We start from the raw sequence: 21,959 nt of genomic DNA, 5'->3' as shown, positions 1-21,959 counted from the left end.
GATGATCCGCGCCACCCTCGCCACGATCTCCGCCCTGCTCGCGCTGGCCTTGCCGGCCGCGGCCGCGGACGATGTCATCGCCTCGCCGACGCTGCGCGCGAGCGTCACCGTGACCGCGGACGTGGTGCGGGTCGGCGATCTCATCGACAATGCCGGATCGGCTGCGCTGATCCCGGTCTACCGCTCGCCCGATCTCGGCACCACCGGCACGCTGACGGTCGGGCAGGTCCTGTCGGTGCTCCGTGCCAAGCAGGTGATCGGCGTGATGACCGGCGACATCAAGGAGGTGCAGGTCACCCGCCTCGCCCGCACACTCGCGAGCAAGGATCTCGAAAACGCGGTCGCCTCGACGCTCGAGCGCCGCTTCGGCCTCGGCGACGCCGCCAACATCACCGTCACCTTCGACCGCGGCGTCGCCGAGATGCGGCTGGACGCCTCCAACACCGGTGCCCTGCAGCCTGTCGCAACTCGTTACGATGCCCGCAGTGGCCGGTTCGACATCGCCTTCGAGATCGCCAACGACAACAGTCCGGCCCCGACCAAGCTGCGCTTCACCGGCACCGCGATCGAGACGGTGGAAGTGGCCGTGCTGACGCGCGACATCGACCGTGCCGATCTCCTGAAGTCCTCCGACCTCTCGCTGGAGCGCCGGCCGAAAGCCGAAGTCACCGGCGAGCCCGCCTCGCGCGACCGCAGCATCGGCATGCAGCTGCGCCGGCCGATGCGGGCCGGCACGCCGATCCGCGTCGCCGATATCGTCAAGCCCGACTTTGTCGTGCGCGATCAGGCCGTCACCATCATCTATGAGGTCCCCGGCCTCTACCTCACCACCCGCGGCAAGGCCATCGAGAGCGGCGCCGAGGGCGACACCGTCAGCGTGATCAACCCGCAATCCAAGCGCACGCTGACCGGAATCGTCACCGGCCGCGGCCAGGTCACCGTGCAGGGTGCCAGCCAATCCGCGCCGGCGGCGCCCGCGGTCGAGCAGACCTCGCTCAAGCGCGACGAGGCGCCCGCCCCCGTCGACACTGCAGCCCTCGTCAGGAGCCTGGTCGAGACCCCCGGGTCGCCGGCTCAAACTGCCCAAACCCAAACTGCCCAAGCCCAGATTCCGCAAGTTCGCCTCTCGCAAGCTCCAGCCAAGTCAGAGTAAGTCATGTCTTCGTTCAGTTCGGCCCTCCGCCTCCGTCGCATCGCGATCTCTGCCCTGCTGCTGGCCTCTTGCGCGCTGGGCGGCTGCTCCTCGATCGACCGCCTGTCGCAGATCGGCGAGCAACCAAAACTGTCGGCGATCGACAACCCGACGACGCAGCCGGGCTACAAGCCGGTGCAGATGCCGATGCCGAAGCCGGAAGTGGCCTCCTACAATCCGAACTCGCTGTGGCGCAACGGCAGCCGCGCCTTCTTCAAGGATCAGCGCGCCCGCCAGGTCGGCGACCTCCTGACGGTGACCGTGAACATCACCGACAAGGCCAACCTCTCCAACGAGACCCAGCGCAGCCGCACCAACAAGGAAGATTCCGGGATTACCGACTTCATCGGCTCGCAGACCATTACGCAGGCGAACAAGATCCTGCCCGGCCGCATCCTCACCGCCGACGCCACCGCCTCCAGCGACGGCAAGGGCTCGGTCAACCGCCAGGAAGCGTTGCAGACCAACGTCGCCGCGGTCGTCACCCAGGTGCTGCCGAACGGCAACCTCGTGGTCGAAGGCAAGCAGGAGATCCGCGTCAATTACGAGATCCGCGAGCTCGTGGTCGCCGGCATCGTCCGCCCCGAAGACATCCAGAGCGACAACACCATCGATTCCAGCAAGATCGCGCAGGCCCGCATCGCCTATGGCGGCCGCGGCCAGATCATGGACGTGCAGCAGCCGCGCTACGGCCAGCAGGTCATGGACGTGCTGCTGCCCTTCTAAGCCCCTTCAAGAGCTCCCACATCGTGTTCGCGAACCTAGGCGCGAACGACGGTGTACGACGCGGCCCTCGCTAGCTCCCCTGGCGAGGGCCGCATGTATTTTTGGATCACGGTTTAGGGCGATCGCCTACAATGATTCACATCCGCACAATTGTAGCGACGCCGCTGCCCCAAACTCCGTCATTGCGAGCGAAGCGAAGCAATCCAGAGATGCATCCGCGGAACGACTCTGGATTGCTTCGTCGCAAGAACTCCTCGCAATGACGGTGGGCGTCGCTGCGCTATGCACCCCTCACGTAAACTCCGCCTCCACCGCGCCCAGCCCGTCCAGCTCCATCCGCACCTTGTCGCCGGCCTTCAGCCACAGCGTCTTCACCAGGCTGCCGGTGAGAACCAGCTGCCCGGCATGCAGCCCCTTGCCCTCGGCGGCGAGGTGGTTGGCGAGCCAGGCGAGCGCGTTGTGGGGGTGGCCGAGCACGTCGGCGCCGGTGCCGTGACTGACCTCCTCGCCGTTGAGAATCGCGCGGCCCTTGACCGATTTCAGGTCCGGCGCCGACGAGCGCGGAACCGACGCCCCCAGCACGCAGCCGGCGGCGAAGAAATCATCGGCGATCAGCGTCGGCGCGCCCATCGTCTCCCACTTTACATAGCGGTCGTCGACGATCTCGATCGCGGGGTGGTAGGCCTCGACCGCCTCGCCGACCCATTCGGCCGTGAACGGCGCCTCGCCGGCGGCGAGGTCCCGCTTCAGCCGCACCGCGATCTCGCATTCGACGCCGACCCGGACATAGTTGGAGGCGGCAAGCTTGCCTCCGCTGTCATGCACCCCCTTCTGGAACACCCCGCCGCCGCAGGGATGCGGGATACCGATATAGTCCTGCATGACTTGGCTGGTGCAGCCGATCTTGTAGCCGACCAGCGGCCCCACATGCGCCAGCAGCAGATCGTGCAGCGCGCGCTGCACCTGATAACCTTCGGCCTCATCGGCGGGCGGACGTTCCAGCGCCGCGAGCGGCGCATGGTTGCGGCGCGCCAGCGCGATCGCCTTTGCGGCTGCGAGAATCTTGTCCATCGGCGCCGCCTCCCACGCTACGCATTCAGGGGCGACACTTCAGCATCCCCGCCCGGACGTGACAAGCGCGGGTGACGTTTGCCCCTCAGCCCTTGACGAGGCCGAGGCGGATCAGGCTCTCGGCGGTGGCGAGGATCGCCTCGTCGTTGGACCGGGGCTGCCAGCCCAGCACCGACCTTGCCTTGGCGCTGGTGGAATGCCGCACCCTTCCGAGCATCGGCACGACGGCACGCAGCAGCGGAATACGGCGCGCAGCCAGCCGGACCAGCCAGTCCGGCGCCTGGAGCCGCGGAACCCGCCGCGCCCTCGGTCCCAGTTCCCCCCGCAGCACCCTGCCGATGTCGAGGATCGACATCGCCTCGCCGGAGACGGCGATGAAGCGCTCGCCTCTCGCCTCCGGCGCCGTCATCGCCCGCAAATGGAGGTCGGCGACGTCGCGCACGTCGACAACGCCGAAATAGACCCGCGGCACCGCCGGCATGGCACCATCGAGCAGCGATTTGACGATCTCGATGGAGCCGGAGAAGTCCGGCCCCAGCACGGGCCCGAAAATGCCGGCGGGATTGACCACCGACAGCTCCAGCCCGCCCCCCTCGCGCGCGATGAAATCCCAGGCCGCCCGCTCGGCCAGCGTCTTGGACTTGATGTAGGGCTGCACGTCGCTGCCGGCGAGATTGGTCCAGTCGGTCTCGTCGAACGGCTTTTCCCGGGGCGGATGGCCGTAGCCGATCGCGCCCAGTGACGAGGTGATGACGACCCGTTTTACGCTGGCATCGCGCGCAGCCCGGAGCACCCGAAGCGTCCCGTCGCGGGCCGGGATGATCATCTCGTTCTCATCCTTGGGGACACTGGTCGACAGCGGCGAGGCGACATGGAGCACATAGTCGCAGCCCGTGACCGCCTCACGCCAGCCATCGTCCGCGGTGAGATCAGCCGTAAAGAAGCACAGGCTTTCGGGCGAGACCGCCCCGCCCTCACGCAGCATCGCCTGCACATCGGCCTGCCGGTCCGGCCGGCGCACCGTCGTTCGCACCCGATGGCCGGCAGCAAGAAGCTGCAGGATGACATGGATGCCGACGAAGCCGGACCCGCCGGTGACCAGAACAGTGCTCATTGCCGTTTTCCTTGCGTTGCGCAGGTCCACGAATTGGTTCCGCCACCCTGCTCAAGGCCGCATCTGGTCACTATCTGCATCCGCACAAGTAGAATGGATTTCGAGACCGGTATGGAAAACCTGACCAGTGTTTGCGGCGGCGACTGCGATTGCAGTCCCGATCCCGCCCTGCTCGCCGATTTCAAGCGCGCCATCCATGCGCTCGGCGGCAAGTGGAAGCTGGAGATTCTGTTTGCGCTGATGAACGGCCCGGTTCGTTTCGGCGCCTTGCGGCGATCGATCGGCGGCATCACCCAGCACATGCTGACCACGCAGCTGCGCGAGCTCGAACAGGATGGTCTGGTGTCGCGCACCGCCTTCGCGGAGAAACCGTTGAGGATCGAATACGAGCTGACCGATGCGGCCTACGGCCTGCTCCCGGCGTTTAAGGAAATATTGAGCTGGTCGAGGCTTTATGGGGATGCGCGCCTGGCAGTGTTGCAGGAAGCCTGATTGCAGCGATGCTTGATGCCGCTGCTTCGGTGTCTCACCATCCGACCAGATCTCGTTGATGCGACTCGTAAAACTTCGCCGCACCTGAAGTGAAGGCTGTTTCTCATGTGAACTCACGTGAGCGCAGAGGATTTGACTCTAGCGCATTGATCGCGATTCATTTTTCGTGGTCCGCGAGGGTCAGTCTCGCACGACATCGGCGTTGTAGCGAGGAACCCGCCACAACGCCGAGTGCAATGGCATCGCCTGCGTCAAACGCGTCCAAGCGCGGCGCGGATGGCGACCTCGACCGGCGAGTAGTCCCCGTCCATCCGCTCCAGCCGGTACGGCTCGGCGAGATGCAGCGGCGGCTGCGCCAGGAATCGCGGACGCTGTCCCCGATGCTTCTGCGCGGCATGGACCAGGAAGGGATGGCAGAGATAGACCGTGCCGGCCGCACCGGTCGCGAGCGCAACCGGACAGTCGGCTCCCATCTGCTCCAGCATCATGTGCGCCCGGCCCGCATCGCCAGCCGGCGCCAAATAGCGCGCCATCGGCAGGTGCGAGCCGACCCGGATCCGCGTTGGCGCATCGTCCTCACCGATGTCGGAGAACAGGAACAGCAGCAGCAGCGCCCGCCCCCGCGAGGTGATGTTGACGCGCCAAGCCGAGTGATCCCGCGCTTCGTCCAGGTTGTAATCCTCGCCGGGAAAGCTGAGATCGACATGCCAGCCCGCATCGCCGGGGTCGTCCGGATGCGGAAAGCGCACCGGAAAGGTGCCGATGTCGCGCCGCGGCCGCCATCGCCCCTGCCCGACGATCTGGTCGAAGGCGGCATGGAGCACTGGGGTGTTGATGGCATCCCGGAACGGCGGGTCACCATAATAAGGCAACCGCACCACGGGCCGGGTCCAACTGGCGGGGTCGTGCTCGCTGCAGGGCAGATCGCGCCACATGATGACGCGGGCTGCCTCGGCAAGCTCACGGGGGAAGGCATTGTCGATCCGGACAAAGCCGTCGCGGACGAATTGCTGGATTTGCGCGTCGTCCAACGCGCGGGGATAGGCAGTCATGATGATCTCTCAATTGCTCGCCAGCCCTCGTCGTCGGCTCGCTGCGGAACCGGCTGGCTCAATCGGTTGGGAAACCGCAAGTTGAACTTGCGGGACGCGATGCCTCCGCGGCGGAGGCGTCTGCGCTCAGCCCAGGAAGAAAACCGATGCGATGTTGAGGGTGCAAATCATCATGGCGGCGCAAATCTACGCGCGGGACCAGCGGCGTTCAAGCGACGCCGTGAGCCAAAAACAAAAGAGCCGCACGTGGCGGCTCCGTCTCTATTCGTCGCGATAGACCTTCTCGCGTTTCTCGTGGCGCTCCTGCGCTTCCACCGAGAGCGTCGCGATGGGCCGGGCTTCGAGCCGCTTCAGAGAGATGGGCTCGCCGGTTTCCTCGCAATAGCCGTAGGTGTTGTCCTCGATGCGCTGGAGCGCGGCGTCGATCTTGGCGATCAACTTGCGCTGGCGGTCGCGGGCGCGGAGCTCGATGGCGCGGTCGGTTTCGGACGATGCCCGATCGGCGAGATCGGGGTGGTTGACGTTCTCCTCCTGCAGGGCCTGCAGCGTCAGCTTGGACTCTTTGAGGATCTCATCTTTCCAGGCGAGGAGCTTCAAACGGAAGTACTCCTTCTGCCGGTCGTTCATGAAAGGCTCTTTGTCGGTCGGTCGGTAGTTTTTCAACTTTTCCAAGGGCGGCCTATCTGTCTAAGCAACGACTCGCAACGGAAACAGGGTCCGTTGAGCCGGGCCTTATATAGTGGCCTCCTGTGACAGACAATATTTCCCTGAGGCGCCGGCTGGCACCCCCAAACCCTTGCACAGGAAGGTTTATCCTGGAGGGCCTGGGGGCGGCTTCGGATCTAGTAGCCGACCGTGAAGCGCTGTCTCACATGGGCCGGGCGCTCGATCTCATCGGCGAGCGCAATGGCGTAATCAGCGAAGGTGATCCAGCTTTTGCCGTTCGCATCTGCGAGAAGCTGATCGGTCCCGAGCCGGAACTTGCCGGTGCGCTCGCCCTCGACGAACAGGGCGGACGGCGAAATGAAGGTCCAATTCAGCTCCTTTTCCTGCCGCAACAGGTCGAGAAAGGCCGAGCCCGCCTCCGCTTCCGCCTTGTATTGGGCCGGAAAATTAGGCGTCGTGACCAGCTTCACGCCCGGCGCGACCTCGAGGCTGCCGGCGCCGCCGACGACGAGGTAACGAGCAACGTTGGCGTCCTTCGCCGCGCCGATCAGCTTGCGCGCATCGCTGGCCAGGAAGTGCACGGAACTCACGGCGACGTCGTGGCCGGCCCACAGTCTGGCGAGGCCGGCCTGGTCGAGCACGTCCCCCTTGATCGGCGTGACGTTCGGCAGGACCGCGATCTTCTCGGGGTTCCGGGCGATGGCTGTGACCGCGTGGCCGCGGCGGGACAGTTCCTTTGTGATCTCCGATCCGGCCCGGCCCGAGGCGCCGGCGACTGCGATTTTCATGGAAGGCTCCTTAGCTCATATAGTAACCAATGGAGACTAGATATCGCAAAGACTGCTGGTGTTAAGAGAGCACTTTGTGCTTACCTGATTACGCGAGGGTAACCCTCCGCGCACCGCAAGCCACGACCCACGGATTCCCGAGGACCGACGATGAAACCCAACGTCTATGCAGCGAACTGCCCCACCCGCCAAATCCTCGACCGTGTCGGCGACAAATGGGCGGTGTTGATCCTGTTGCTGCTGCGCGAGGAGCCGATGCGCTTCAATCAGTTGCGCCGCACGATTGAAGGCATTTCGCAGAAGATGCTGAGTCAGGTTCTGAAGTCACTCGAACGCGACGGGCTGATCAGGCGTCGCGCCATCGCGACCGTTCCGGTGACGGTGGAGTATTCGATCACGCAGCTCGGGGTGACGCTCGCTGGCGCCGTCGATCCATTGCGCGATTGGGCCGAGCAGAATCTGAAAGACGTTCTCGCTGCCCAGCGCCGCTATGATGCGCAGTTGAAGGAAGAGGCGGCGTAGGCGCGCAAAGAAGCGTCAATGGGATTACCGTCATCTCCATTGCACGGAGCTGACGGGCGAGCCTTACCCCCGCCCGGCCTTTGCCAGCTCGACCTCGACGCGCAGCTCGATCTCCGAGAGCACGGAGTCCAGTCCGGGATCACCTGAGGACGACTTCAAATTCGCCGCGGCATCGCGCAGCCGCATCACCGTCGAGGCGTCGAGATTGCCGGACAGGAGCCCCATCTTGAGCTCGTCGAGCACGTCGAGCGCGGTGCGGCCGCGGGCCACCGAGCGCTTGCGGCGCTCCACCGGATCCTCCTCGACACCTTGCAAGGCAAGCAGCCCGTCGATGTTGGCGGCGGCCTTCGGTGCGGCAGCGCTCCGCGTCTCCTGCGCCGACGAGGTGTCGGGCAACACGAAGGTGCCGGAGCTGGTCCGCCTGGCCTGGCTGGCCGGCGTTCCAAGCGTGGTGCCGTTCGGTCCGTAGATGCGCATCGGAAAGAATCCGGGTGATCGATGCCGTCACCTTCGCTGTCTTATGGTTAACGGTGCGTAAACGGCCCGGCAAAATCTGCCGACAGGCGGCAGTTTCGCTCCTCAGGGACAACACCGGCTGACACCGGTCGAAACAGATTTATTCAACCTATTCAGCGACCTAACCCTACCGCTCCGGTTTGGCACAGCGCTCGCAAGGACAGCGCCGGACCAGCTCGTCATGGGAGTGTCGCGCCTGGTCTTGTCGATTTGAGGAGGCTTGTGAGAGCCTTGGGGAGCAGACGATGCCAGGCGTTCGTTGGGTGAGGATGGTTGGGGTGGCCTGCGCCGCGCTGTCGGCGCTGGTGCTGTCGGTCGCACCGGCGGCTGCGACCTCGCGCATCAAGGACCTCGCCAACATCGAAGGCGTGCGGCAGAACCAACTCATCGGCTACGGCCTCGTCGTCGGCCTCAACGGCACCGGCGACACGCTCAACAACATCCCCTTCACCAAGCAGTCGCTGCAGGCGATGCTCGAGCGCATGGGCGTCAACATCCGCGGCGCCACCATCCGCACCGGCAACGTCGCCGCCGTGATGGTCACCGGCAACCTGCCGGCCTTCGCCACCCAAGGCACGCGCATGGACGTCACCGTCTCCGCGCTCGGTGATGCAAAGAACCTGCAGGGCGGCACCCTGCTCGTCACTCCCCTGCTCGGCGCCGACGGCAACGTCTATGCGGTGGCGCAAGGCTCGCTTGCGATCTCCGGCTTCCAGGCCGAGGGCGAGGCGGCCAAGATCGTGCGCGGCGTCCCCACCGTTGGTCGCATCGCCAATGGCGCCATCATCGAGCGCGAGATCGAGTTCGCGCTCAACCGGTTGCCGAACGTGCGCCTGGCGCTGCGCAATGCCGACTTCACCACGGCCAAGCGCATCGCGGCCGCCATCAACGACTATCTCGGCGTCAAGACCGCCGAACCGATCGACCCCTCCACGGTGCAGCTTTCGATCCCGCCCGAGTTCAAGGGCAATGTCGTCGCATTCCTGACCGAAATCGAGCAGCTCCAGGTCGACCCAGATCTCGCCGCCAAGATCATCATCGACGAACGGAGCGGCATCATTGTGATGGGCCGCGACGTCCGCGTCGCCACCGTCGCGGTGGCGCAGGGCAACCTCACCGTCACGATCTCGGAGAGCCCGCAGGTGAGCCAGCCCAACCCGCTGTCGCGCGGCCGCACCGTGGTCGCGCCGCGCAGCAGCGTCACGGTCACCGAGGACGGCAAGAAGCTGGCGCTCGTCAAGAACGGCGTCTCGCTCCAGCAGCTCGTCGACGGCCTCAACGGCCTCGGCATCGGCCCGCGCGACATGATCAGCATCCTGCAGGCGATCAAGGCCGCCGGCGCGATCGAAGCCGACATCGAGGTGATGTGATGCAGGCTGGCATGATCAACTCGCCTCGCGTCGCCAGCTCGTCGGCCTTTTCGGTCGAGAGCCGCAACGGCCGGCCGGATTTCGAGCTGGCCGCCGCGCTGCAAAAGGTCTCGCCGCAGCAGCAGGCCAGGGCGCAGAAGACGGCTACCGATTTCGAGGCGATGTTCCTCAACAGCATGTTCTCGCAGATGACCTCGGGCCTGAAGGGCGAAGGTCCGTTCGGCGACACGCCCGGCACCGGCGTGTGGCGCTCGATGCTGACCGAGCAATATTCCAAGAACTTCGCCAAGGCCGGCGGCGTCGGCGTCGCCACCGAGGTCTACCGCACCCTCATCATGCAGCAGGCGAAAACCACCCGCACGGCATAAGGTCAAACGAGATGAACCATTTCAGCGCCTCACGTCAGCCGATGCAGGCCCAGCGTCCGAACACCGCGCCCGGCAGCACCGAGGCGCGCAAGCTCGCCGAAGACCTGATGGACGCAATGAGCGCCCTGCTCGGACTGATCGAGCGCGAGACCGAGCTCGTTCGCGCCGGCAAGGTTCGCGAGGCGATGACGCTCGAGAGCAAGAAGCAGGAGTTATCGCGCAACTACGTCGGCGCCGTCGGCCAGTTGAAGGCGAACCAGGCGCAGCTCGCGAAATCGGCGCCGGAGCTGCTCTCGACGCTGCATCGCCACCACGATGCGTTCCGCGCGATGCTCCAGGTCAATCTCACCGTGCTCGCGACCGCACATGCGGTCTCCGAAAGCGTCGTGCGGGGCGTCAATGCCGAGATCCAGAAGCGCAACGTGCCGAACACCTATACGGCCGCCGGCCGCCGCGCAGCCCCGGGCCCGCGCCACATCACCCCGCTCGCGGTCAGCCGCTCGCTCTGAATGCGCACGAGAACAATCGACAATTTTACGAAAAACCGCGCGGCGATGTCGTCGCGCGGTTAGGCACGTTTCCTTACCAGGTCTTCAGTCCTGGTGTTCCATGGTTGCGTTATGAGAGGGGTTGGGATTTGACTCAAGTAAGGCAACCAGGAGGCTGCCATGAGTACAGATTTCAGCATCCGGCCGGTGGGGATCCCGGCCCCCGCGCAGATCGTAACGACGTCCAATGCGGCGGCGAACGAGGCGGTGCAAACTGATCTCCCGGTGAGCCAGACGGTCGCCGCGGCGGACACCAGCGCGCCCATACGCAATGATCTGCCGAGCTACGAGAACATCTCGCGCCAGGTGGTGTTCGACCAGGCGGCCGCATCCTTTGTCTTCCAGGTCGTCAACGACAAGACCGACGCAGTGGTCAACCAGTTCCCCGACGAAGCGATGCTGCGCCGGCGGGCCTATTTCCATGCATTGGACATGAAGTCCGAGCCTTCGCGTCCGCTCAGCACTGACGTCAGCGCCTGACCATCACGTATCGACGTCGCGGGATCGGCGACGATGTTCTGTTCTGCGTCTGATCGGCACCGGTCAGCGCGACTTTCGCATGTCAATGAGCGAGAGACCGGCGATGCAACCTTCGATTTGGATGTGAACGCCAGATGCTCGTGATGTCGGCCATCACGAGTCCCCGTCAAGGCCGTCCGGACAGACCTGCGGCGATATTGCGGTTGATCTCGATCAGCGGGCGGAAGTGATCGAACTGCGGGCTCATCTGCAACGCTGCGGTCTGGCTCAGCACGAACACGCTGATGTTGGCGATCTTCTGGCGAACGTCGATCGGCTGCGGGTTGCTGTCCCGCATGGCTTCGCTCAGGAAGATCGTCCAGAGCTTGCGATTGAACATCAGCGCCTGCGTGGTCTGCTCGCTGAACGGGTCGGCGCTGTTGATCGCGTCCTGGAGCTTGTTGGCGGCCTTGAGCAGCGTCTGCGCCTCGATGTCGCGAGGAGATGCGGTTGTCGTTGCAACGCGCGCATAAGCCGAGGCAGCGGAATTCGACATCAATCACACCCTGGAGGTTACCTAGCGCGTTGTACGCGCTTAAGGATTTCTTTCCCAACCCTAGGCAGCACCGCTTAAGATTTGCTTACATGTGCGCTTGGAAGCACTCCGGAGAATTACGGGTCGCGGAGCTCTTCGTCACGCAACGCTAGATCCACGCACGCACCGTGTAAACTCGCTTCGCGTGATGCGCGCCGATCTCAGCTAATCTTGTCTTAGCGATCTCCCTCAAAAGAACGGCGGAGCGTTAGCCCCGCCGCAAAATCTCGAATGGCGACTTTGCGCTGCGAAACTAGCGGAGCAGCTGCAGCACGCTCTGCTGCGACTGGTTGGCGAGCGACAGCGCGGAGACCGCGATCGACTGGCGGGTCGACAGCGCCTGGCTGTTGGCCGCTTCCTCATTGGTGTCGGCGAGTGTCAGGTTGGCCGAGCCGGTCTGCAGCACGTTGATCAGGTTCTTGGAGAAGTCCTGACGCACCTGCACGATCGAGAGGTTCGAACCGAGCGTGGAGCCTTCGGAGCGCAACGTGCTCGACGCAGCATTCAGGCTGGTCAGCACCTTGTTGGTGGCGCCGTTGTCGATGAAGTCGACGCCGTTGACGAGATTGCTGAGGCCAAGGCCGGCAGCATTGAACACCACGCCGTTGATGCTGAGCGTCGAGCTGCCGGTCTCGTTGAAGACCAGCTTCAACGTGTCGCCGTTGAGCAGATTGACGCCGTTGAAGGAGGAGTCCTGCGAGGTGGTGTCGATCTGGGCCAGAATGTTGTTGAACTGGTTGACCAGGTTGGAGCGCGCGGTCTGCGCGACGGGATCCTGGACCGGCGGCTGCGCCGTGGTGAAGGCCAGGACACCGGTGATCGTGCCGCCGACAGTGCCGCCCGCGGTGCTCGAGCCGAGCGTCGAGGAGGCGTATTCGTTGACGGTGGTCACCGTCAGCACGCCGTTGGCGTCGATCGTTGCCGTCAAATGGTTGGCCTGAAGCTGAGCGTTGAGCTGATCCAGCGTCTTCACGGTGCCGTTGGTGCCGTCGCCGAAGGTGACGTTCACGGGCGTACCGCCGTTGAAGGAGGTGAAGGTCAGCGTCTTGCCGCTGATGCCGCCGACGCCCGAGGTGCGCGCCGCGGTGAAGGCGGTCGCCGTTCCCGTGTTGCCGCTGAGACCGAACGCGCTGAGCGCATTGCCGGTGCCCGTGATCGAGAGGTCGGCGTTGACGCCGGTGGAGAGCGCAAGCTGGCCGCTGCTGTTGACCGACGACGGGATCTGTCCCGCAGTGGGCGACAGCGTCGCCGCGCCGTTGAAGATGCTCGCGGTCTTGACGCCGGTGGCGAGGTCGATCGAGTTGAGCAGGTCGGTCAGCGTCGCACTCTGGAGATAGACGGTCGAATTGCCGTTGCCGTCCGTGACGACGTTGCCGCTGACGCCATAGCCGGTGGCCACGCTCGCTGCCGATTGCGGCGTCTGCGCGTTCTTGAAGGTGATGGTGTGGCCGTCGATGTTCAGCGTCGAGCCGTCCTGAACGAGAGTGCCGAGCGAGCCGGCGGTGGTCGACCGGTTCGCAGTCACGGTCGCATTGCCTGCGCCGGTCGCCGCCGTCAGACCGAGCTTGTTGAGGAAGTCAGCCTTGCCCGTCAGGCTCAAATCGGCGCCGGTCGAGCTCTTCAGCGTGACCTGGCCGCCCGAGATGGAGGATGGCGTCTGGATCGTACCGACCGTCGCGCCGCTCGTCGCGATGGTCGCCGCGCTTGCGCTGATGGTTGCAGTCTTGACGCCGCTGGCGAGGTCGATCGCGGTGAGAACGTCGTTGATTGTCGCGCCGGGCGCAGCCGCGGTTCCCTCATAAACGATCGAATTGCCGTTGCCGTCGGTGGCGATGTGGCCGCTGGCGTCGAGACCCCAGCCGGTCGGCTGCGTGCTCGGAGCGACGCCGGTGCGGAAGGTGATGGTCTTGCCGTTCACCGTGATGGTGTCGCCGTCGGCGGGCGGAGCGCCGAAAGTGGTGGACGTGGTGGTGCCGAGCAGCGTGGCGGTGCCGGACAGCGCGGTGGTGCCGTCGGCGGCAACCGCTGCCGTTCCGGTGAAGGTGCCGGCGCTCGAGCCCAGCGAGGCACCGAGTGCGGCGGTTCCCGTGACCGGGGTCACGCCGCCGGGCGCGCCGGTGTAGAGCACGTTGCTCTTGGCAGTCGCGCTGGCATAGGACGTCGTGCCGCGCAGGTCAGCCGGCGTCGCGCCGGGAATGGTGGTGGAGACGTTGGACTTGGTGGAGTAGCCGACCGTGGTCTGCAGCGCCTGGTTGGCGATCGACTTGGCGCTGTCGATCAGCTTCTGCAGCGATGTGATGCCGGTGTTGGCGGCCTGCAGCACCTGCACACCGTTATTGATCCCGTCGAGCAGGTTGCTGATATCGCTCGCCCGGTTGTCCAGCCCCTGCGCAGTGAAGAAGTTGGTGGGATTGTCGAGCGCCGTGTTGACCTTCTTGCCGGTCGACAGCCGCTCCTGCGTCGTGGCCAGCAAGTCGGCCGTCGACTGCAGCGACAACAGGTTCTGGCGAACGGACGCCGAGAGAACGATGTTGGACATTGGCGAGTCTTCCTCTTGAACCGGATACGAATCGGCCGCGCGGTCTGGAAAGCGGGCTTTTGTCCAGTTTTAGGAGGTGTCCTTTAAAGTATGGTTAACGCCGGTTTAAGGGACAGGGTTAATGGCCCGTGAACGCCCCTGCCCGCCTTCAGACGCAAAAAAGAGCGGCGGGGCACGGGGCCCCGCCGCTCGGTTTTATCTAGATATTTCAGCCGCTTATTAGCGGAGCAGCTGCAGCACGCTCTGCTGCGAGGTGTTGGCCAGCGACAGCGCGGAGACCGCGATGGACTGGCGGGTCGACAGCGCCTGGCTGTTGGCCGCCTCGACGTTGGTATCGGCCAGGGTCAGGTTGGACGAGCCGGTCTGCAGCACGTTGATCAGGTTCTTGTTGAAATCCTGACGGATCTGCACGACCGAGAGGTTCGAGCCGAGGCTCGAAGCTTCCGAGCGCAGCGTGCTCGAGGCAGCGTTCAGGTTGGTCAGCACCCTGTTGGCGGCGGCGTTGTCGATGAAGTCGACGCCGATCGTCAGCGAGGCGAGGCCGAGACCCTTGGAGTTGTAGGTCACGCCGGTGATGTTCAGGCTCGACTTGCCGGTCTCGTCGAACACCAGCTTGAGCTGGTCGCCGTTCAAGAGGTTGACACCGTTGAACGAGGAGTCCTGCGAGGTCGTGTCGATCTGGTTCAGGATGTTGTTGTACTGAGACACCAGGTTGGCACGCGCCGTCTGGGCAACCGCATCCTGGACGGGAGTGGAAGCCGTCGAGAAGGTCAGTGCGGAAGTCAGCGTCCCGCCGATCACGCCGCCCGCGACCGTCGAGCCGAGCGTCGAAGACGCATAATCGTTGGAGGCGGTGATGGTGAGCAAACCATTTGCGTCGATCGTCGCCGACAGGTTGTTGGCCTGAAGCTTCGAGTTGAGCTGATCGAGCGTCTTGACCGTGCCGTTGGTGCCGTCGCCGAAGGTGACGTTGACCGCCGTGCCGCCGTTGAAGGAGGTGAAGGTCAAGGTCTTGCCGGCGATGCCGCCGATGCCGGAGGTGCGCGCCGCGGTGAACGCGGTCGCATTGCCGGTGTTGCCGGCGAGGCCGAACACGTTCAACGCATTGCCGGTGCCGGTGATCGACAGGTCGGCGTTGATGCCGGTCGAGATCTTGAGCTGACCGGACGTGTTGATGGTCGAGTTCGACTGGCCGGTCGCCGTGGCCAGCGTCGCAGTGCCGTTGGCATTGACCGTCGCGGTCTGCACGCCGGTGGCGAGGTCGATCGCCTTCAGCACGTCGTTGACCGTGCCGCCCTGCAGATAGACCGTCGAGTTGCCGTTGCCGTCGGTGAGGACGTTACCGCTCGCACCAAAACCGGTCGGAACGCTCGGCGCACCGGTCGAGCCGGGGATCGGCGCGTTCTTGAAGGTGATGACGTGACCGTCGACGTTCAGCGTCGAGCCGTCGGTGATCGTTGCGCCCAGCGAGGCTGAGCTCGTGGTCCGGTTGACGTTCACGGTGGCGTTGCCTGCACCCGTCGATGTGGTCAGGCCCAGCGCCTTGAGCAGGTCCGCCCTGCCGGTGACGCTCAGATCCGCACCCGTCGAGCTCTTCAGCGTGACGGCGCCCGCAGCAACGCTCGAAGCGGTCTGGTTGACGCTGGTCGCGATCGTCGCAGCACCCGCGCTGATCGCCACCGTCTTGACGCCGCTGGCGAGATCGACCGCGGTCAAGAGATCGCTGACGGTCGCAGCCGGGGTACCGGCGGTGCCGAGATAGACCGTGGTGTTGCCGTTACCGTCGGTGACGAGGTTGCCGCTGACGCCTGCACCAGCAGGAACCGCACTTGAAGCCGGAGCGGAGCCGCTGCGGAAGGTGATGGTCTTGCCGTTGACGGTCAGCGTGTCACCGTCGGCGGGCTGGGCGTTGCCGAGCAGGCCGGTCGCGGTCGTGCCGTTGGTGGCGATCAGGGTGATCGCGCCGGTCAGGGCCGTGGTGCCGTCGCCGGCCGTTGCCGCCGTGCCCGTGAACGAGCCGATGGTGGCGCCGAGTGTGGTGGTGCCGTTCGCCGCCGTGGTGCCGCCGGCCGTGCCATTGTAGAGCACGTTGCTGCTCGCCGTCGCGCTGGCAAAGCTCGTCGTGCCGCGCAGGTCGGCCGCCGTCGCACCGGCGATCGTGGTCGAGACGTTCGATTTGGTGGAGTACCCAACGGTGGTCTGCAGCGCCTGGTTGGCGATCGACTTGGCGCTATCGATCAGCTTCTGCAGCGAGGTCAGGCCGGTGTTGGCGGCCTGCAGCACCTGCACGCCGTTGGCAATGCCATCGAGCAGGTTGTTGATGTCGCTGGCGCGGTTGTCGAGCGACTGTGCCGTGAAATAGTTGGTGGGATTGTCGAGGGCCGAGTTCACGCTCTTGCCGGTCGACAGACGGTTCTGTGTGGTGGCGAGAAGATCGGCGGTGGACTGGAGAGAGAGCAGGTTCTGACGAACCGACGCAGAGAGAACAATACCGGACATGACTCTTACCCTTCTGGCTTACGCGTCTTCGTTCGATCGCTTCTGGATCGAGTGACGGGGCCAGCGTGCCGCGACATGGCTAACAAAGGGTGAAACGCATGGCGCCCGCATAAGCGCCGGTTCACCATAAGCCAGTCGGACGTGTTGGCATCGCTCGCAATCCACCTGAAATCATTGGCAATTCCTGGCGCTTACGCTCCATTAACCATAACCGCTGGTTACTTTTTCGAGCGACCCCTGCCCTCCCGAAGTCTCCAAACCGTGCGCAAAAGAAAGCGGCGGGGCCGAAGCCCCGCCGCCGGATCTTGCTTTGCGATGTCGTCCGCGACTTAGCGGAGCAGCTGCAGCACGCTCTGCTGCGACTGGTTGGCCAGCGACAGCGCGGAGACCGCGATCGACTGGCGGGTCGACAGCGCCTGGCTGTTGGCCGCCTCGACGTTGGTGTCGGCCAGGGTCAGGTTGGACGAGCCGGTCTGCAGCACGTTGATCAGGTTCTTGTTGAAGTCCTGACGGACCTGCACGATCGTCAGGTTCGAGCCCAGCGCCGACGCTTCCGAGCGCAGCGTGCTCGACGCCGAGTTCAGGTTGGTCAGCACCTTGTTGGTGGCAGCGTTGTCAATGAAGTCGACACCGCTGGTCAGCGCAGCAAGGCCGAGACCCTTGGAGTTATAGGTCACGCCGGTGATGCTCAGGCTCGACTTTGCAGTCTCGTCGAACACCAGCTTGAGCTGGTCGCCGTTCAAGAGGTTGACGCCGTTGAACGAGGAGTCCTGGGCGGTCGAGTCGATCTGCTGGAGGATGTTGTTGTACTGGTTGACCAGATTGGCACGCGAGGTCTGGGCAACCGTATCCTGGACGGGGGTGGAAGCCGTCGAGAACGTGAGCGACGAGGTCAGCGTGCCGCCGATCGCACCACCCGCGGCGCTCGAGCCAATGGTCGAGGACGCATAGTCGTTGGTGGTGGAGATCGTCAGCAGGCCGTTGGCGTCGATCGTCGCCGTCAGGTTGTTGGCCTGAAGCTTCGAGTTGAGCTGATCGAGCGTCTTGACCGTGCCGTTGGTGCCGTCGCCGAAGGTGACGTTGACCGCCGTGCCGCCGTTGAAGGAGGTGAAGGTCAAGGTCTTACCGCTGATGCCGCCGATGCCGGAGGTGCGGGCCGCGGTGAAAGCGGTCGCCGTTCCGGTGTTGCCGGCGAGGCCGAGCGCGTTCAGCGCATTGCCGGTGCCGGTGATCGACAGGTCGGCGTTGACGCCGGTCGAGAGCTTGAGCTGACCCGAGGCGTTGATGGACGAGTTGGTCTGGCCGGAGGCGGTTGCAAGCGTCGCGGTGCCGTTGGCATTGACCGTCGCGGTCTGCACGCCGGTGGCGAGGTCGATCGCCTTCAGCACGTCGTTGACCGTGCCGCCCTGCAGATAGACCGTCGAGTTGCCGTTGCCGTCGGTGAGGACGTTACCGCTCGCACCAAAACCGGTCGGAACGCTCGGCGCACCGGTCGAGCCGGGGATCGGCGCGTTCTTGAAGGTGATGACGTGACCGTCGACGTTCAGCGTCGAGCCGTCCGTGATCGTCGCGCCCAGCGAGGCTGAGCTCGTGGTCCGGTTGACGCTCACGGTGGCGTTGCCACCACCCACCGACGTGCTCAGGCCCAGCGCCTTGAGCAAGTCGGCCTTGCCGGTGACGCTCAGATCAGCACCCGTCGAGCTCTTCAGCGTGACGGCGCCCGCAGCAACGCTCGAAGCGGTCTGGTTGACGCTGGTCGCGATCGTCGCAGCGCCGGAGCTGATCGACACCGTCTTGACGCCGCTGGCGAGATCGACCGCGGTCAAGAGATCGCTGACGGTCGCAGCCGGGGTACCGGCGGTGCCGAGATAGACCGTGGTGTTGCCGTTGCCGTCGGTGACGAGGTTGCCGCTGACGCCTGAGCCGGTCGGAACGGCGGTCGAGGCCGGAGCAGAGCCGCTGCGGAAGGTGATAGTCTTGCCGTTGACGGTCAGCGTGTCGCCGTCGGCGGGCTGGGCATTGCCGAGCAGACCGGTTGCAGTCGTGCCGTTGGTGGCGATCAGGGTGATCGCGCCGGTCAGGGCCGTGGTGCCGTCACCGGCCGTTGCCGCCGTGCCCGTGAACGAGCCGATGGTGGCGCCGAGCGTGGTGGTGCCGGTCGCCGCGGTGGTGCCGCCGGCCGCGCCGCTATACACGACATTGCTGCTCGCCGTCGCGCTGGCGTAGGAGGTCGTGCCGCGCAGGTCGGCCGCGGTCGCACCGGAGACGGTGGTGGAGACGTTGGACTTGGTGGAGTACCCAACGGTGGTCTGCAGCGCCTGGTTGGCGATCGACTTGGCGCTGTCGATCAGCTTCTGCAGCGAGGTGATGCCGGTGTTGGCGGCCTGCAGCACCTGCACGCCGTTGGCGATGCCATCGAGCAGGTTGTTGATGTCGCTGGCGCGGTTGTCGAGCGACTGGGCGGTGAAGAAGTTGGTGGGATTGTCCAGGGCCGAGTTGACGCTCTTGCCGGTCGACAGACGGCTCTGTGTGGTGGCGAGAAGATCGGCGGTGGACTGGAGAGAGAGCAGGTTCTGACGAACCGATGCGGAGAGGACGATACCGGACATTGAGTGTTACCCTTCTGGTACGCAACGCAACAAGAATTCGATTAGGATTAATCGATGCTCGGGACGGTGAACGCGGACGGCTAACAAAGCATGAAGCGTGTCGCGCCAGTCTTTGCGCGGATTCACCATATGCGCCTTCGGGGCCGGAACGTGCTCACTGATATCATCATGATAGGATGATGGTTTTTCGGGCAGCGCCGAGGCATTTGCGAGTTGTCAACCATAACTCAGAGTGAGCAATTGGCTGCATTCGAAAGCAGCTTCCCCTTTCGCCGGGCGGCATTCTGATGCCGGCCCAAAAACGAAAGCGGCGGGGCCGAAGCCCCGCCGCCGGATCTTGCTTTGCGATGCCGTCCGCGATTAGCGGAGCAGCTGCAGCACGCTCTGCTGCGACTGGTTGGCCAGCGACAGCGCGGAGACCGCGATCGACTGGCGGGTCGACAGCGCCTGGCTGTTGGCCGCTTCGGTGTTGGTATCGGCCAAGGTCAGGTTGGACGAGCCGGTCTGCAGCACGTTGATCAGGCTCTTGTTGAAGTCCTGACGAACCTGCACCACCGAGAGGTTCGAGCCGAGGCTCGAGGCCTCCGAACGCAGCGTGCTCGAAGCGGCGTTCAGGTTGGTCAGCACCTTGTTGGTGGCAGCGTTGTCGATGAAGTCGACACCGCTGGTCAGCGCAGCAAGGCCCAGACCCTTGGAGTTGTAGGTCACGCCGGTGATGCTGAGGTTCGACTTGCCGGTCTCGTCGAACACCAGCTTGAGCTGGTCGCCGTTCAAGAGGTTGACACCGTTGAACGAGGAGTCCTGCGCGGTCGTGTCGATCTGGTTCAGGATGTTGTTGTACTGGTTGACCAGATTGGCACGCGAGGTCTGGGCAACCGTATCCTGGACGGGGGTGGAAGCCGTCGAGAACGTGAGCGACGAGGTCAGCGTGCCGCCGATCGCACCACCCGCGGCGCTCGAACCAATGGTCGAGGACGCATAGTCGTTGGTGGTGGAGATCGTCAGCAGGCCATTGGCATCGATCGTCGCCGTCAGGTTGTTGGCCTGCAGCTTGGTGTTGAGCTGATCGAGCGTCTTGATCGTGCCATTGGTGCCGTCGCCGAAGGTGACGTTGACCGCCGTGCCGCCGTTGAAGGAGGTGAAGGTCAAGGTCTTACCGCTGATGCCGCCGATGCCGGAGGTGCGCGCCGCGGTGAAAGCGGTCGCCGTTCCGGTGTTGCCGGCGAGGCCGAGCGCGTTCAGCGCATTGCCGGTGCCGGTGATCGACAGGTCGGCGTTGACGCCGGTCGAGAGCTTGAGCTGACCCGAGGCGTTGATGGACGAGTTGGTCTGGCCGGAGGCCGTCGCAAGCGTCGCGGTACCGTTGGCATTGACCGTCGCGGTCTGCACGCCGGTGGCGAGGTCGATCGCCTTCAGCACGTCGTTGACCGTGCCGCCCTGCAGATAGACGGTCGAGTTGCCGTTGCCGTCGGTGAGGACGTTACCGCTCGCACCAAAACCGGTCGGAACGCTCGGCGCACCGGTCGAGCCGGGGATCGGCGCGTTCTTGAAGGTGATGACGTGACCGTCGACGTTCAGCGTCGAGCCGTCGGTGATCGTCGCGCCCAGCGAGGCTGAGCTCGTGGTCCGGTTGACGCTCACGGTGGCGTTGCCACCACCCACCGACGTGGTCAGGCCCAGCGCCTTGAGCAGGTCGGCCCTGCCGGTGACGCTCAGATCCGCACCCGTCGAGCTCTTCAGCGTGACGGCGCCCGCAGCAACGCTCGAAGCGGTCTGGTTGACGCTGGTCGCGATCGTCGCAGCGCCGGAGCTGATCGACACCGTCTTGACGCCGCTGGCGAGATCGACCGCGGTCAAGAGATCGCTGACGGTCGCAGCCGGGGTACCGGCGGTGCCGAGATAGACGGTGGTGTTGCCGTTGCCGTCGGTGACGAGATTGCCGCTGACGCCTGAGCCGGTCGGAACGGCGGTCGAGGCCGGAGCAGAGCCGCTGCGGAAGGTGATGGTCTTGCCGTTGACGGTCAGCGTATCGCCGTCGGCGGGCTGGGCGTTGCCGGCCAGGCCGGTTGCGGTCGTGCCGTTGGTGGCGATCAGGGTGATCGCGCCGGTGAGGGCCGTGGTGCCGTCGCCGGCCGTTGCCGCCGTGCCCGTGAACGAGCCGATGGTGGCGCCGAGCGTGGTGGCGCCGGTCGCCGCCGTGGTGCCGCCGGCCGCGCCGCTATACACGACATTGCTGCTCGCCGTCGCACTGGCGAACGACGTCGTGCCGCGCAAATCGGCGGCGGTCGCACCCGAAATGGTGGCGGAGACGTTGGACTTGGTGGAGTAGCCGACCGTGGTCTGCAGCGCCTGGTTGGCGATCGACTTGGCGCTGTCGATCAGCTTCTGCAGCGAGGTGATGCCGGTGTTGGCGGCCTGCAGCACCTGCACGCCGTTGGCGATGCCATCGAGCAGGTTGTTGATGTCGCTGGCGCGGTTGTCGAGCGACTGGGCGGTGAAGAAGTTGGTGGGATTGTCCAGGGCCGAGTTGACGCTCTTGCCGGTCGACAGACGGTTCTGCGTGGTGGCGAGAAGATCAGCGGTGGACTGGAGGGAGAGCAGGTTCTGGCGAACCGATGCGGAGAGGACGATACCGGACATGACTCTGTTACCTTTCTGGTAAACGACGCTACTGTTACACGTCTGCTTGGATCGCGATGGACCCAGCGACGGCGGACGGTGCCGCCGAGACCTCTAACGAAACATGAAATGAAACCCGTGCTTTTGCCGGGTCGCGCGTGATTCGGTCCGGGAAGCTGAGCGCGTCGTCGCGGCGCTGCACGAACTGGCCCTT

General features: G+C 64.9%; 19 protein-coding genes. 8 read left to right on the top strand and 11 right to left on the bottom strand.

Translation table 11 applies throughout. The features are described from left to right. The first annotated feature begins 1 nt into the window (after window position 1). Complete coding sequence (gene flgA, locus P6U31_RS13355; RefSeq protein ID WP_407188913.1) at window positions 2-1,153, top strand: flagellar basal body P-ring formation chaperone FlgA; 1,152 nt, start codon at window positions 2-4, stop codon at window positions 1,151-1,153. 3 nt (window positions 1,154-1,156) lie between these two features. Further along, on the top strand, window positions 1,157-1,918 hold the full coding sequence (gene flgH / locus P6U31_RS13350) for a flagellar basal body L-ring protein FlgH (RefSeq protein WP_407188912.1): 762 nt from the start codon (window positions 1,157-1,159) through the stop codon (window positions 1,916-1,918). A 291-nt stretch (window positions 1,919-2,209) separates the two neighbouring features. Here flgH and P6U31_RS13345 read toward each other — a convergent pair whose 3' ends face one another. Both P6U31_RS13345 and P6U31_RS13340 read right to left on the bottom strand, forming a co-directional pair. Beyond that, window positions 2,210-2,989 carry a 2-keto-4-pentenoate hydratase gene (locus P6U31_RS13345; protein ID WP_407188911.1) on the bottom strand — a complete coding sequence of 260 codons (780 nt, stop codon included), beginning with the start codon at window positions 2,987-2,989 and terminating at the stop codon, window positions 2,210-2,212. Window positions 2,990-3,074: 85 nt separating this feature from the next. Beyond that, window positions 3,075-4,103 (bottom strand): SDR family oxidoreductase, encoded by a 1,029-nt coding sequence (locus P6U31_RS13340; RefSeq protein WP_407188910.1) that lies wholly within the window; start codon window positions 4,101-4,103, stop codon window positions 3,075-3,077. Window positions 4,104-4,196: 93 nt separating this feature from the next. Here P6U31_RS13340 and P6U31_RS13335 point away from each other — a divergent pair, with 93 nt between their 5' ends. Beyond that, window positions 4,197-4,595, top strand: a complete 399-nt coding sequence (locus P6U31_RS13335) for a winged helix-turn-helix transcriptional regulator (RefSeq protein ID WP_407188909.1) — start codon at window positions 4,197-4,199, stop codon at window positions 4,593-4,595. 251 nt (window positions 4,596-4,846) lie between these two features. On the opposite strand, the gene P6U31_RS13330 is transcribed toward P6U31_RS13335, so the two are convergent. The 3 genes from P6U31_RS13330 to P6U31_RS13320 all read right to left on the bottom strand — a co-directional run bounded on the left by P6U31_RS13330 (window position 4,847) and on the right by P6U31_RS13320 (window position 7,101). Continuing rightward, the gene (locus tag P6U31_RS13330) at window positions 4,847-5,647 is read right to left on the bottom strand and encodes a phytanoyl-CoA dioxygenase family protein (RefSeq protein WP_407188908.1); all 801 of its coding nucleotides are present in this window, start codon (window positions 5,645-5,647) and stop codon (window positions 4,847-4,849) included. Between the two features lie 261 nt (window positions 5,648-5,908). Next, window positions 5,909-6,274: an RNA polymerase-binding protein DksA gene (dksA, locus tag P6U31_RS13325; RefSeq protein WP_085966600.1), complete on the bottom strand. Its 366-nt coding sequence runs from the start codon at window positions 6,272-6,274 to the stop codon at window positions 5,909-5,911. Between the two features lie 215 nt (window positions 6,275-6,489). Beyond that, complete coding sequence (locus tag P6U31_RS13320; protein ID WP_407188907.1) at window positions 6,490-7,101, bottom strand: NAD(P)-dependent oxidoreductase; 612 nt, start codon at window positions 7,099-7,101, stop codon at window positions 6,490-6,492. Between the two features lie 150 nt (window positions 7,102-7,251). Here P6U31_RS13320 and P6U31_RS13315 point away from each other — a divergent pair, with 150 nt between their 5' ends. Beyond that, window positions 7,252-7,623, top strand: coding sequence for a winged helix-turn-helix transcriptional regulator (locus P6U31_RS13315; RefSeq protein ID WP_407188906.1), 372 nt, complete (start codon window positions 7,252-7,254; stop codon window positions 7,621-7,623). Between the two features lie 63 nt (window positions 7,624-7,686). Here the strand turns inward: P6U31_RS13315 and P6U31_RS13310 are convergent, their stop codons facing one another. Continuing rightward, window positions 7,687-8,100, bottom strand: coding sequence for a flagellar assembly protein FliX (locus P6U31_RS13310; RefSeq protein ID WP_128926731.1), 414 nt, complete (start codon window positions 8,098-8,100; stop codon window positions 7,687-7,689). Window positions 8,101-8,384: 284 nt separating this feature from the next. Between P6U31_RS13310 and P6U31_RS13305 the strand changes: the two genes are divergently transcribed. The 4 genes from P6U31_RS13305 to P6U31_RS13290 all read left to right on the top strand — a co-directional run bounded on the left by P6U31_RS13305 (window position 8,385) and on the right by P6U31_RS13290 (window position 10,905). Beyond that, window positions 8,385-9,509, top strand: coding sequence for a flagellar basal body P-ring protein FlgI (locus P6U31_RS13305; protein ID WP_407188905.1), 1,125 nt, complete (start codon window positions 8,385-8,387; stop codon window positions 9,507-9,509). Beyond that, window positions 9,509-9,877 (top strand): flagellar assembly peptidoglycan hydrolase FlgJ, encoded by a 369-nt coding sequence (gene flgJ, locus P6U31_RS13300; protein ID WP_407188904.1) that lies wholly within the window; start codon window positions 9,509-9,511, stop codon window positions 9,875-9,877. Before P6U31_RS13305 ends, flgJ begins: the two co-directional genes overlap by 1 nt. Before the next feature lie 11 nt (window positions 9,878-9,888). Further along, window positions 9,889-10,386 (top strand): hypothetical protein, encoded by a 498-nt coding sequence (locus P6U31_RS13295; protein WP_407188903.1) that lies wholly within the window; start codon window positions 9,889-9,891, stop codon window positions 10,384-10,386. Window positions 10,387-10,545: 159 nt separating this feature from the next. Next, the gene (locus tag P6U31_RS13290; protein WP_407188902.1) at window positions 10,546-10,905 is read left to right on the top strand and encodes a hypothetical protein; all 360 of its coding nucleotides are present in this window, start codon (window positions 10,546-10,548) and stop codon (window positions 10,903-10,905) included. A gap of 166 nt (window positions 10,906-11,071) precedes the next feature. On the opposite strand, the gene flaF is transcribed toward P6U31_RS13290, so the two are convergent. The 5 genes from flaF to P6U31_RS13265 all read right to left on the bottom strand — a co-directional run bounded on the left by flaF (window position 11,072) and on the right by P6U31_RS13265 (window position 21,766). Then, on the bottom strand, window positions 11,072-11,440 hold the full coding sequence (flaF, locus tag P6U31_RS13285) for a flagellar biosynthesis regulator FlaF (RefSeq protein WP_063682345.1): 369 nt from the start codon (window positions 11,438-11,440) through the stop codon (window positions 11,072-11,074). A gap of 292 nt (window positions 11,441-11,732) precedes the next feature. Then, entirely contained in the window at window positions 11,733-14,018 is a 2,286-nt protein-coding gene (locus P6U31_RS13280; protein WP_407188901.1) for a DUF1522 domain-containing protein, read from the bottom strand. A 219-nt stretch (window positions 14,019-14,237) separates the two neighbouring features. Beyond that, on the bottom strand, window positions 14,238-16,517 hold the full coding sequence (locus tag P6U31_RS13275) for a DUF1522 domain-containing protein (RefSeq protein ID WP_407188900.1): 2,280 nt from the start codon (window positions 16,515-16,517) through the stop codon (window positions 14,238-14,240). 329 nt (window positions 16,518-16,846) lie between these two features. Then, complete coding sequence (locus P6U31_RS13270) at window positions 16,847-19,126, bottom strand: DUF1522 domain-containing protein (RefSeq protein ID WP_407188899.1); 2,280 nt, start codon at window positions 19,124-19,126, stop codon at window positions 16,847-16,849. Window positions 19,127-19,486: 360 nt separating this feature from the next. Beyond that, window positions 19,487-21,766 (bottom strand): DUF1522 domain-containing protein, encoded by a 2,280-nt coding sequence (locus P6U31_RS13265; protein WP_407188898.1) that lies wholly within the window; start codon window positions 21,764-21,766, stop codon window positions 19,487-19,489. Between the last annotated feature and the right edge of the window lie 193 nt (window positions 21,767-21,959).

Source organism: Bradyrhizobium centrosematis, from assembly GCF_045571495.1.
GTDB lineage: Bacteria > Pseudomonadota > Alphaproteobacteria > Rhizobiales > Xanthobacteraceae > Bradyrhizobium > Bradyrhizobium centrosematis.
This window is presented reverse-complemented; position numbering and strand designations above follow the sequence as displayed.